Below are 11,241 nucleotides of genomic sequence, written 5' to 3' on the forward strand. Positions count from 1 at the left end.
ACAGGAGTACCCACGTGTCCGACCTCTACATTCACCGTCTCGCCGCCCTCATCGACCAGGCAGCGAAAACCAATGAAGCGGCCTTTGGCCAGGCAGCCAGCCGCTTTGCCGACTCGCTTGAAGGCGGCGGTCTGATCCATCTCTACGGTTCAGGCCATTCGGTGCTGCCGGTGCAGGAAGTGTTTCCGCGTTACGGCAGCTATGTCGGTTTCAACCCGCTGACGGACCCGCGCGTGATGTGGCACAATGTGCTCGGCGCCGGCGGCGTGCGTGAGCTGCTGTGGCTGGAGCGCACCGAGAAATACGCCGAAAAATTCCTGGATCATCAGCCGCTCAACAAGGGTGACTCCATCATCATCTTCGGCCACAGCGGCCGCAACTCTTCCGGCATCGATACGGCGCTCTATGCCAGGAAGCGCGGCATCTTCGTCGTTGCGGTCACCAGCAAGAACAATCTCGACAAGCCCGCGACGCACTCCTCCGGCAAGCGACTGGCCGACGCGGCCGATCTCGTCATCGACACCTGCTCGCCGATCGAGGATGCGATCGTGCCGGTCGAGGGCTGGAGCCGTCCGGTCTCCGGCTCTTCGACGGTGCTCGCCATGATCCTGGCGCATGAGCTGATCGCGCGTACCGCCGAGCAGCTCGCCAAGCGCGGCATCGAACTGCCGGTCTTCGCCTCGCCGACGATCGCGGGCGTGACCCTGCACGACACCGATGTCATCTACGGCGTCTACCGCGAACGCATGCTGGAAGCACAGAAAAAGCACCTGCCGGCCTTCCAGGCGACGATGCGGGGAGAATGATGTTCGGGGCGGGAGGCGTCGCGGACGCCTCCCGCCCATGGATGCGCCCAATGCGAACTTATCATCGTCGATGCAAGACCGGGCCTATCCCCTTGGCTTCCTTCCGAAGCTTCAGTGTCGCTTTGAAAGCGTCAATAAATAATTTGACGCGCGTAATGACTCTGCGATCTATTCGGAACCGTTAAAACTTGACTGGACAAGTTCGGTCGAGCATTGCTGCTTCCAGGCAACGGCCACGTGACTCGTGTCGGCCGGGGCGGCGGGCGAGGGCAAGGGACCCTGAATATCGATGGCGGAAAAGACGCACCGCACGATGGATGACTTCGCCCGGGCGTGCGGCGTGTCACGGCCGACCCTGTCGAAATATTTCGATGATCCGGCGAGCGTCAAGCCGGCGACGCGCACCCGCATCGAGGCCGCGCTTCGCTCCTCGGATTATCAGCCGAACCTCTTCGCCCGCAATCTCAACCGCAAGCGCACCCGCAATGTCGGTATCGTCGTGCCGGCGATCACCGATCCGTTCTATGCCGAGATGGTCAGCCGCATTGAACTGCGCTGCCGCGACGAAGGTTTTTGGCCGATCGTCATCTCCTCGCACGGTTCGCCCAGGCTTGAGTCGGAATCGGTCAAGACGCTCACCTCGCTGAAGGTGGCCGGCGCCATCGTGGCCCCGCTGGGATCGGTTTCCGAGCCGGGCGTCTTCGAACGGATGGGCAAAGACATCCCGATCGTTTATTTCGACACCTATATCGAGGGTGACACGCCCTTCGTCGGCAACGACAACCACCAGAGCACGTCGATCATGGTCGATTATCTCTGCCGGTCCGGCGAGCCGCCGGTGTATGTCGACATCCCGCACGTCAACCACAATTCGGGCGAGCGACTGCAAAGCTATACCGAGACGATGCGGGCCGCCGGCGTTGAGCCTGTCGTCATCAACGCGGCGCGCGACTACACCTGGGACTTCGAGCGGATCGGCCATGAATGGATGGAAAGGACGCTCGACAAGGGAGGCCTGCCTGGTCGCACGATCCTGTGCGCCAATGACCGGCTCGCCTTCGGCATCATGTCGGCCGCTTTCACGCGCGGGCTGAAGATCGGCCGCAAGCCCGATTGCGACTTCCGTGTCGCCGCCCATGACGACCACCCGTTGAGCCGCTACACCTGTCCGCCGCTCACCACCATGGCGCAGGACTTCGCCGCAATGGCCGGCCGCAGCGTCGAGATCCTGCTGGCCTTGCTCGACGAGGCCCGCCCGCCCGCGCATGACCTCGTGCGAAACGTCAAGCTCGGCGCGACCCTGGTGATGCGTCAGTCGGCCTGAGCGCGCGTCTGCAATTGGAGCCAGGCCGCGGCCTCGCTCATCGCTTGCCGCGCGGCGAGAATGTAGCGGCCCATCGAGACGAAGCCGTGGATCTGGCCCGGCCAGTGCCGCAGGACCAGCGGCACCCCTTCAGCAAGCAGGCGTTCGCCATAGGCGGTCCCTTCGTCGGCCAGGATATCGTGACCGGCGGTCACGACAAACGCCGGCGCCGCGCCTGCAAGGCTCGGTGCCAGCAGCGGCGAAACGCGCCAGTCCTTGATGTCGTCCGGGGTGCGCACATAGTGGTCGCGGAACCAGGCCATGGTGGCGGCGGTCAGTCCAAAGCCGTTGCCGAAACGGCGGTAGCTGTCCGCCGTCTGGCGGGCATCGGTGTTGGGATAGATCAGGATCTGGGCGGCAAGCGGCGGTGCTTGCCCGTCGCGGGCGAGCAGTGCCAGCACGGCGGCAAGGTTTCCACCGGCGCTGTCGCCGGCAACGGCGATACGGGCAGGATCGATGCCGAGCTCCCCGGCGTCTTGCGCGATGAAGCGGAGCGCTGCCGCGCAGTCTTCGAGCCCGGCGGGGAATTTGTGCTCTGGTGCCAGTCGATAATCGGGGCAGACGACGAGGGCATTGGCCAGATTGGCCATCCAGCGGCAGATCTCGTCATGCGAATCGAGATTGCCGATGACCCAGCCGCCGCCATGCAGATAGAGCACGGCGCGCGCGCCGGTTCGCGGTGCGCCGATGCCGCGATGGATGCGGATCGGAACCGGGCCGTTCGGTCCGTCGATCTGCCGCTGCGACGTCGCCGCGACCGGCTCATGTTCGCCCTGCTGCGCCGGGAACGAAGCGTTGTAGGCGGCCCGCGCCGCCGCCACGCTGCCGTTCTCGAACGGCTCACCACCGGCCGCGCGGCCGATTTCCAGGGCACGCAGAGCATCAGGATCGAGCGTCATCGCAATCTCCGTCATGATTGCATCTAGGCGAGCAGGCCGCGCGCCTCGTCCTCCGAGAGTAGGGCCGGCTGGACGACATCGCCAGCAATGTCGACCGGGCTTTTCATTTCGCCGGAGCGCAGGATCGCCTCCATGATCTCCAGCACATGCAGCGCCAGAGTGCCGGACGCCCGGGGCGTGGCACCTGTCGCGAGCGAACGCACAAGGTCGGCGACGCCGAGCATGCGATAATTGGCGCGGTCGGGCGCGGCATAGGGCCAGTTGCGGGCGCCGTAGAGTTCGCCCTCGCTGGGGAAATCCTTCCACTCGGCGCCGCGCTCGGACAAGGACACGGTGCCGCCGAACGTGTCGGGGTCGGGCAGGCGCAGCGAGCCCTCCGTGCCATGCAGTTCGATCGGATGGTTGGAGTGCTTGAAGACGTCCCATGAGGCGCCGAAGGTGACTGTCGCGCCTGACCGGAATTCGAGCAGCGACAGCACGTTGGTCGGCGTGCCGACCTTGAAGGTCGTGTTCTTGAACGGTCCCTCGGCTGATATCAGCCGCTCCTGCTGGCCAAGCGTCGCCATTGCCATGACGCGTTGGACGGGGCCGAGCAAATTGACCAGCATGGTCAGATAGTAGGGGCCCATGTCGAACACCGGGCCGCCGCCCGGCTGGTAGTAGAATTGCGGGTTGGGGTGCCAGTGCTCCATGCCGCGGCCCATCATGAAGGCGGTGCCGGTCACGGCGCGGCCGATGGCGCCATCGTCCATCAGGCGGCGCGCCCGCCGGCCGGCGGCGCCGAGGAAAGTGTCGGGGGCCGAGCCGAGCAGCAGCCCCCGCTTGGCCGCCTCCGACACCAGGCGGCGCCCGTCGCTGGCCGAGGTCGCCAGCGGCTTTTCGGTAAACACATGCTTGCCCGCCGAAAGCGCCGAAAGCGAGACCTCGAAATGTGCAGCCGGGATGGTCAGGTTGAGGACGAGATCGATCTCGGGATCGCCTAGCATCGCATCGACGCCGAGCGCACGAATGCCATATTCCTTGGCGCGCAAGGCAGCCATGTCGGCCGAGATGTCGGCGCAGGCGCGCAGCTCGATGCCGCCGAAAAGCGCGGCATTGCGCAGGTAGGTCATCGAGATGTTGCCGCATCCGACGACGCCGATCCCAAGCTTCGTCTTCGATTGTCCGTGCATTTTCTTGTCGTTCCTCCGATGCGGCCACGCTCTGCCCGATCCGTTGCCCGCCAATGGATCATTCCTCGCAGCCGCTATACAACATATTGAATATTGACGCGCGTAAAATTTTTATAGACCATGCGAAATCCAGGGGCGCCAAGGAAACCCAGGGCGGCGTCAAGGAATGAACGACATGACGAAGACGAAGCTCAAGGTCGGCTGCCAGACCTTCACCTGGGAGATGCTCGGCAAGGCCTGGACCGGCGGCCCCGACGATCTCCTGAAGGCGATCGCCGATGGCGGCTATGCCGGCATCGAGATCACCGACACCATGATCGGCCGCTATGCAGGCAAACCGACGGAGTTCGCCGCGGCGCTTGGAGCATCCGGCCTGACGCTGGTCTCCTTCGCCTTCGGTTCGAAAAGCGGGTTCACGCTGAAGGACGAGATCGGCGCCGACCTCGAAGCCGCGAGGCGCTGGATCGATTTCGCTGCCGCCTTCCCAGGTGCGCTAGTCTCGATGGGCTCGGCGACCGTCGTCTCCAACGGCTCGCGCGACGACAAATTCGCTATCGCCGCGGAGGTCTACAACAGGGCCGGCGAGATCGGGCGAAAGGCCGGCGTCCAGGTCGCAGTGCATCCGAGTTCGCACCACAACACGCTGCTGTTCGACCGCGCCGACTACGACGCGATCTTTGCCTTGCTCGAACCCGACCTGGTCGGCTGGGTGCCCGATACCGGCCACATATTGCGCGGCCACAAGGACATGGCCGATACGCTTACCACCTACCGCGACCGCATCCGCTACATCCATCTGAAGGACGTCGACGCCAAGGGCGATTGGGCGATGCTGGGTAAAGGCGTCTGCGACACGCCTGAAGTGATCGAGATCGTCGGTGCTGCGCCGCGCTTCAACGGCTGGCTGGTGCTTGAAGAAGAATCCGACACGGCCGCGGCCGATCCTGCCGGCGCGGTCAAGACCAACCGCCAGACGATGCGCGGCTACGGGGCCTGAGACGGTGATCAGGAAACAGGACAGGCGCCTCAGGGTCGGCGTGCTCGGCTGCGGCCCCATCGCGCAGTTCGCGCATCTGGAATCCTGTGCAAAGGCCAGCAATGCCGACCTCTACGCCATTTGCGACGCCGCACCCGACCTGCTCGCCCGCATGGGCGCCACCTACGAGCCGCGGAAGATGTATGCCGACTATGACGAGATGCTCGCCGATCCGGAGCTGGAAGCGGTCATCGTCGCCACCTCGGACGCCTATCACGTGCCGATGTCGATCAAGGCGCTCGACGCCGGCAAGCATGTGCTGTGCGAAAAGCCGATCGGAACTTCGGTCGAGGAAGGCGAGGCGCTGGCGGCGGCGGTGAAACGCTCCGGCAGGATCCTGCAGGTCGGCCACATGAAACGCTTCGATCCGGCGCTGGAGGCGGCGCGCGACTTCGTGCGCGACGAAATGGGCGAGGTGCTGGCGCTGAAGGCCTGGTATTGCGATTCCACCCACCGCTACACCAATACGGATGCGGTGCAGCCGCTGCCTGTCACCAGCAAGCTGGCGAAGAAACCGTCCGGCAATCCGAAGGCGGATCTCCGGCAGTATTTCATGCTGGCGCACGGCTCGCATCTGGTCGATACGGCCCGCTTCCTCTGCGGCGAGATCACGGCCGTACGCGCCCGTCTCAACGAACGCTTCGGCGCCTATTGCTGGTTCGTCGAGACCGAGTTCGCCAGCGGCGCGCTCGGCCATCTCGATCTCACCGTCGCCGTACGCATGGACTGGCACGAGGGTTTCCAGCTCTATGGCGAGAACGGCTCCGTCATCGCCAAGACGTTCAATCCCTGGTACTTCCGCGCCAGCGAGGTCGATATCTTCCATGAGAAGGGCGCGACCTCGCGAAAACCGCTCGGCGCCGACGGCCATTTCTTCCGCCGCCAGCTGGAAGGTCTCGCCGACACGGTGCTGAACGGCGCGCCGATGCGCGGTGCCAATGTCGAGGACGGCATTGCCTCGATCCGCGCCATGGTCGCCATTGCCCGCTCCGTCGAGACCGGCGAGCGGATCGAGCTCGCTTCGGTCTCGGGTGCGGTCTGATGCGTCTCGGCATCTTCGCCAAGACCTTTGCGGGCACCGAGCCGGCTGTTGTGCTGGAAGCAGTGCGGCAGGCGGGCTATGAGACGACGCAATTCAATCTCGCTTGCGCCGGCCTGCCGTCGATGCCCGATGCGGTGCCTGACGCAGCCATTTCGGCCATTCGCGCCGCCGCCCGATCAACAAGCGTATCGCTCGCCGCCCTGTCAGGCACCTACAACATGGCGCATCCAGACAAGGCGGTGCGCGACGATGGTCTTTGCCGCCTTGCCGTCGTCATCGATACAGCCGCCGCCCTCGACATTCCGCTGGTCACGCTCTGCACCGGCTCGCGCAATGCGGCCGACCAATGGGCCTATCATCCCGACAACGCCACACCGGCCGCCTGGTCCGACATGGCCACTGAGATGGAAAAGGCGCTGGCGCTGGCCGAAGGGGCAGGCGTCGATCTCGGCATCGAGCCCGAACAGGCCAACATCGTCACCTCGGCGAAGGATGCCACCCGCTTGATCGCCGACATGGGCTCGAAGCATCTGAAGGTCGTGCTCGATCCGGCGAACCTGTTCGAGCATGCGACGCCGGGCGAGGCGCGCGCCATCGTCGCGGCGGCGATCGACGAGGCCGCCGGCCATATAGCCATGGCGCATGCCAAGGACCGGCATGCCGACGGCCGCTTTGCCACAACAGGGGAGGGCATTGTCGATTTTCCGGATTTCGTCGCGCGGCTGAACACTGTGAAATTCGATGGCCCGCTTGTCACGCACGGACTGTCGGCCGACGAAGCTCCCGCCGTTGCCGCCTTTCTGCGCCGCCTGCTCCGATGAGCGTCGCACCGACGACCATGCTTCGCGACGATGCGGCGCTTCGTGTCTTCGACACGGAGCAAGGCAGGCTTCCCGTCGTCTTCCAGCACGGTCTCGGCGGTGACGCCGCCCAGGTGGCGCAGAGTTTTCCCGACGGCCCGTCGCGACGCCGGCTCACCGTCGAATGCCGGGCGCAAGGCGGCTCCGGTGCCGGCCATAAGCGCCCCTTTTCGATCGCCATGTTCGCCGACGACGTGCTGGCCGCCGCCGATGCGGCCGGCATCGAACGCTTCGTCGCCGGCGGCATCTCGATGGGTGCGGCGATCGCGCTGCGCCTGGCCGTCCGGCATCCCGAGCGCGTCACCGGCCTGGTGCTGGTCCGTCCGGCCTGGGCCTTCGACGCGGCCCCTGAAAACATGCGTCCCTATGCGGAAGTGGCCGAGCTCATCCGAAACCGTCCGCCGAACGAGGCGCGCGCCGTCTTTGCCGCTTCGGCCACGGCCGCCCGGTTCCGCGCCGAGGCACCCGACAATCTGGCTTCCCTTCTCGGTTTCTTCGAGCGCGACAATGCAGCGGACTTCGCCGAAATGATGCAGGCAATCGCTGGCGATGGGCCCGGCGTTTCGCGGGCCGCAGCCTCTGCGCTCTCAATCCCCACACTCGTCGTCGGAAGCGGCGTCGACCTCGTCCATCCCTTGGCGACTGCCCGCGAACTGGTGAAGACAATCCTCAACGCGATCTTCACCGAGGTGACACCGAAGGCCACCGACAGGGATCGCCACTTCGCCGAAATCCGTGCCGCGATCGGCGGCTTTCTCGATAAAAATTTCAACAACCAGGACCAGTCATGATCTCGAAACCCCTGTCAGGCCCGGCCGCTATCGCCGCATTGCCGCGCGATCGTCTGATCGCTGAATTCTCGTCTTGGTCTGCCAATCTCGCCAATTTCGAGAGCGACTTGAAGCGCATCGAACCCTATGTCGACCTTCACCACATCGATGTCGCTGACGGCCACTTCGCGCCGTCCTTCCTGTTCTTCCCCGATCTGGTCGCTAGCATCGCCAAGCTGACGGCCAAGCCCCTCCATGTCCATCTGATGGTCGACGGGACAATCGTCGAGGAACAGACGCGCCAATTCATCGAGGCCGGCGCCGACATGATCAGCGTCCATGCCGAGAATGGCGAAGCAGGATTGCGCGCCGTGCGGCTGGCGCGCGAACTTGGCGCCGAAGCCGGCGTCGTGCTGCGGCTGGAAACGTCCGTCGAAGCGGTGAGGCCCTTTGTGTCCGAAGTCGCGTTCGTCACGCTTCTGGGAACCGCGATCGGCGTCAAGGGGCAAGGCCTTTCGGAGAAAGCCTGTGACAGGCTGGGCGCTGCCCGCGCCATCCTGAGGAAAGCCGGCCGCGAGGCGGACGTGGTTCTTGCCGCCGACGGCGGCATCCGCCACGAGACGGTGCCGCTGCTGCGTGCCGCGGGCGCCGAGACCGTCGTTCTTGGTTCGCTCGCCTTCGGTGACAAGGATCTGGCCGGCCGCATCGGCTGGCTGCACGGGCTGAAAGTCGCGGCATGAGCAACGAGGCCGCTCTCGCGATCGATCTTGGCGGCACCGAGCTTCGTGCCGCCCTGGTCGACCATGATGGCAAGATACTGGCATTCGCGGCGGTGCCGACACAGGCGCAGGCCGGTCCCCAAGTGGTGATCGGCCAGATCGAGGCTCTCGCCGCGACCATCCATGCCGAGGCGCCGGCCCTCGCCATCCTCGGTGTCGGCGTCGGTGCGCCGGGACCGCTCGATCCGCTGGCCGGCATCGCGGTCGGGCCGCCGACGCTCGCCGGCTGGCTGGACGTGCCGCTGGCCGACATCCTCGAGCGGCGGCTCGGCTTGCCGGTGCGGCTGGAGAACGACGCCAATGCCGCGGCACTTGGCGAGTGGCGCTTCGGCGCCGGCCACGGTGCCCGTTCGCTTGTCTTCGTCACCGTCTCGACCGGCATTGGCGGCGGCGTCGTCGTCGACGGGCGCATCCTGCACGGCCGCCGCGGCCTTGCCGCCGAGATCGGCCATATGACCATCACCAATGAAGGCGAGCGCTGCATGTGCGGTGTCGTCGGCTGTTTCGAGGCCATCGCTTCGGGCACCGCGCTCGGCCGCCGCGCCAATGCCGCGACGTCGGCCTTCGACGGCTCGACGCTGCGCCGCCTCTCGGCCAACGGCGAGGTGACGGGCCGCCATGTCGTCGATGCGGCGCGGCTGCAGGACGATCTCGCCCTGGCCTTGCTCGAGGAGGAAGCGCGTTGGCTCGGCGTCGGCTTCACCAACCTCCTGCATCTCTATTCGCCCGACGTGCTGGTCGTCGGCGGCGGCATCGCCAATGGCCTCGATCTGATGGCTCCGGCAATAGAGGCGACCATCCGCCAGCGCGCCATGCGCGCCTATCGCGACGTGCCGGTGATTCAGGCCCAGCTCGGCCGCCACGCCGGGCTGGTCGGCGCGGCAAGCCTTGTCCTGTTCGACGACGGCACGGCTCGCGTGCCTGTCGAAGGGCCGAGCAGATATCCCGGACAGGAGGAGGGACACTGATGGCCGAGCTGCGCGGCGTGCGCCAGTCCTGCCGCCTCACACGGTGAACACACGAAAGATGGCCGGAGGCAGCGATGCCTCCGGCCATTTGCTATCGCTGTGCGACCGTGCGGACTACTCGGCTGGAACGATGTCCGCCGGCAGGCTGTCGTCGGCCGTTCCCGCCAGCGCCCTGGCGAGTTTGGCCTCGTCGAGTTCGCCTTCCCAGCGCGCCACCACCAGCGTCGCCACCGCATTGCCGACGAAGTTTGTCAACGCCCGGCATTCCGACATGAAGCGATCGACGCCGAGGATAAGCGCCATGCCGGCGACAGGCACGGCCGGCACCACCGAAAGCGTGGCGGCAAGGGTGATGAAGCCGGCGCCGGTGATGCCGGCCGCCCCCTTGGAGGAAAGCATCGCCACCAGGAGCAGCAGGATCTGGTCGCCGAAGGAGAGGTGGATGTTCGTTGCCTGCGCGATGAACAGCGCGGCCAGCGTCATATAGATGTTGGTGCCGTCGAGATTGAAGGAATAGCCGGTCGGGATGACCAGCCCGACCACCGAGCGCTTGGCGCCGGCCTTCTCCATCTTCTCCATCAGCGAGGGCAGTGCCGCCTCCGAAGACGAGGTGCCCAGCACCAGAAGCAGCTCCTCCTTGATGTAGCGGATCAGCGACAGGATGGAGAAGCCGTTGTAGCGGCAGACGGCGCCCAGCACGATAAACACGAACAGGAAAGCGGTCATGTAGAAGGTACCGACCAACATGGCGAGGTTGATGACCGAGCCGATGCCGTACTTGCCGATGGTGAAGGCCATGGCGCCGAAGGCGCCGATGGGGGCTGCCTTCATCAGCACGCTGACCAGCTTGAACATCGGCGCCATCAGCGCCTGCAGGAAATTGAGCACCGGCGCGCCCTTGTCGCCGACCAGCGCCAGAGCGATGCCGAACAGCACTGAAAAGAACAGCACCTGCAATATGTCGCCGTCGGCGAAGGCGCCGACGATGGTCGTCGGGATGATGTTCATCAGGAAGCCGGTGACCGACTGGTCGTGCGCCTTGGCGGCGTAGCTGTTGACGGTCGCGGCGTCGAGCGTCGCCGGGTCGATGTTGAAGCCGGCGCCGGGCTGCACGACATTGGCCACGATCAGGCCGATGATGAGCGCCAGCGTCGAGAAGGTGAGGAAGTAGAGCATCGCCTTGGCGGCGACGCGGCCTACCTTCTGCAGGTCGCTCATGCCGGCGATGCCGGTGGCGACCGTCAGGAAGATAACCGGGGCGATGATCATCTTGACCAGCTTGATGAAGGCGTCGCCAAGCGGCTTCATGCTCTCGCCGAGCGACGGATAGAAATGGCCGAGCAGGATACCGACGGTGATCGCCACCAGCACCTGCACGTAGAGTTGGGCGTAGAGCGGCTTGCGCTGCGCGGCGGGCGCGCGTGATTGGTCTGCCATGTGCATCTGCTATCTCCCTGGCCGGAGGGAACGGCACGCGCCGCCCCGCAAGACTTCTCCCATCGCGGCGCTCCGGTCGCTCGCCGCTGTCGAGAGTTTTGCAAGCGCC

At 65.6% G+C, this 11,241-nt stretch carries 11 protein-coding genes; 8 read left to right on the forward strand and 3 right to left on the reverse strand.

What is annotated here, in order from left to right; translation table 11 throughout:
* The first annotated feature begins 14 nt into the window (after positions 1 to 14).
* Both FJ942_RS01035 and FJ942_RS01040 read left to right on the forward strand, forming a co-directional pair.
* Complete coding sequence (locus tag FJ942_RS01035; RefSeq protein ID WP_140520921.1) at positions 15 to 806, forward strand: SIS domain-containing protein; 792 nt, start codon at positions 15 to 17, stop codon at positions 804 to 806.
* Between the two features lie 289 nt (positions 807 to 1,095).
* Positions 1,096 to 2,130, forward strand: coding sequence for a LacI family DNA-binding transcriptional regulator (locus tag FJ942_RS01040; protein ID WP_140897084.1), 1,035 nt, complete (start codon positions 1,096 to 1,098; stop codon positions 2,128 to 2,130).
* Here the strand turns inward: FJ942_RS01040 and FJ942_RS01045 are convergent.
* Entirely contained in the window at positions 2,118 to 3,068 is a 951-nt protein-coding gene (locus tag FJ942_RS01045; RefSeq protein WP_140897230.1) for an alpha/beta hydrolase, read from the reverse strand. The genes FJ942_RS01040 and FJ942_RS01045 overlap by 13 nt on opposite strands.
* Before the next feature lie 23 nt (positions 3,069 to 3,091).
* Positions 3,092 to 4,240: a Gfo/Idh/MocA family oxidoreductase gene (locus tag FJ942_RS01050; RefSeq protein WP_140897085.1), complete on the reverse strand. Its 1,149-nt coding sequence runs from the start codon at positions 4,238 to 4,240 to the stop codon at positions 3,092 to 3,094.
* 175 nt (positions 4,241 to 4,415) lie between these two features.
* Here FJ942_RS01050 and FJ942_RS01055 point away from each other — a divergent pair, with 175 nt between their 5' ends.
* Genes FJ942_RS01055 through FJ942_RS01080 form a run of 6 tightly spaced genes read left to right on the forward strand, consistent with a single transcriptional unit; the run spans position 4,416 to position 9,695 of the window.
* Positions 4,416 to 5,237, forward strand: a complete 822-nt coding sequence (locus tag FJ942_RS01055; RefSeq protein ID WP_140897086.1) for a sugar phosphate isomerase/epimerase — start codon at positions 4,416 to 4,418, stop codon at positions 5,235 to 5,237.
* A 4-nt stretch (positions 5,238 to 5,241) separates the two neighbouring features.
* Complete coding sequence (locus FJ942_RS01060; protein ID WP_140897087.1) at positions 5,242 to 6,318, forward strand: Gfo/Idh/MocA family oxidoreductase; 1,077 nt, start codon at positions 5,242 to 5,244, stop codon at positions 6,316 to 6,318.
* Positions 6,318 to 7,139 carry a sugar phosphate isomerase/epimerase gene (locus FJ942_RS01065; protein ID WP_140897088.1) on the forward strand — a complete coding sequence of 274 codons (822 nt, stop codon included), beginning with the start codon at positions 6,318 to 6,320 and terminating at the stop codon, positions 7,137 to 7,139. The genes FJ942_RS01060 and FJ942_RS01065 overlap by 1 nt, the downstream gene beginning before the upstream one ends.
* Entirely contained in the window at positions 7,136 to 7,969 is an 834-nt protein-coding gene (locus FJ942_RS01070) for an alpha/beta hydrolase (RefSeq protein ID WP_140685216.1), read from the forward strand. Before FJ942_RS01065 ends, FJ942_RS01070 begins: the two co-directional genes overlap by 4 nt.
* Positions 7,966 to 8,688: a ribulose-phosphate 3-epimerase gene (locus tag FJ942_RS01075; RefSeq protein ID WP_140895587.1), complete on the forward strand. Its 723-nt coding sequence runs from the start codon at positions 7,966 to 7,968 to the stop codon at positions 8,686 to 8,688. The genes FJ942_RS01070 and FJ942_RS01075 overlap by 4 nt, the downstream gene beginning before the upstream one ends.
* The gene (locus tag FJ942_RS01080; RefSeq protein WP_140897089.1) at positions 8,685 to 9,695 is read left to right on the forward strand and encodes an ROK family protein; all 1,011 of its coding nucleotides are present in this window, start codon (positions 8,685 to 8,687) and stop codon (positions 9,693 to 9,695) included. The genes FJ942_RS01075 and FJ942_RS01080 overlap by 4 nt, the downstream gene beginning before the upstream one ends.
* 114 nt (positions 9,696 to 9,809) lie before the next feature.
* Here FJ942_RS01080 and FJ942_RS01085 read toward each other — a convergent pair whose 3' ends face one another.
* Positions 9,810 to 11,138 carry a dicarboxylate/amino acid:cation symporter gene (locus FJ942_RS01085; protein ID WP_140897090.1) on the reverse strand — a complete coding sequence of 443 codons (1,329 nt, stop codon included), beginning with the start codon at positions 11,136 to 11,138 and terminating at the stop codon, positions 9,810 to 9,812.
* Positions 11,139 to 11,241: the final 103 nt, after the last annotated feature.

Origin of the sequence: Mesorhizobium sp. B2-4-2 (assembly GCF_006442845.1) — a bacterium.
GTDB lineage: Bacteria > Pseudomonadota > Alphaproteobacteria > Rhizobiales > Rhizobiaceae > Mesorhizobium.

Bases quoted from the DNA above. Each gene is read 5' to 3' on its own strand.
- FJ942_RS01040 (WP_140897084.1), top strand. From the start codon at position 1,096: ATGGCGGAAAAGACGCACCGCACGATGGATGACTTCGCCCGGGCGTGC.
- FJ942_RS01045 (WP_140897230.1), bottom strand. From the start codon at position 3,068: ATGACGCTCGATCCTGATGCTCTGCGTGCCCTGGAAATCGGCCGCGCG.
- FJ942_RS01050 (WP_140897085.1), bottom strand. From the start codon at position 4,240: ATGCACGGACAATCGAAGACGAAGCTTGGGATCGGCGTCGTCGGATGC.
- FJ942_RS01055 (WP_140897086.1), top strand. From the start codon at position 4,416: ATGACGAAGACGAAGCTCAAGGTCGGCTGCCAGACCTTCACCTGGGAG.
- FJ942_RS01065 (WP_140897088.1), top strand. From the start codon at position 6,318: ATGCGTCTCGGCATCTTCGCCAAGACCTTTGCGGGCACCGAGCCGGCT.
- FJ942_RS01070 (WP_140685216.1), top strand. From the start codon at position 7,136: ATGAGCGTCGCACCGACGACCATGCTTCGCGACGATGCGGCGCTTCGT.
- FJ942_RS01075 (WP_140895587.1), top strand. From the start codon at position 7,966: ATGATCTCGAAACCCCTGTCAGGCCCGGCCGCTATCGCCGCATTGCCG.
- FJ942_RS01080 (WP_140897089.1), top strand. From the start codon at position 8,685: ATGAGCAACGAGGCCGCTCTCGCGATCGATCTTGGCGGCACCGAGCTT.
- FJ942_RS01085 (WP_140897090.1), bottom strand. From the start codon at position 11,138: ATGCACATGGCAGACCAATCACGCGCGCCCGCCGCGCAGCGCAAGCCG.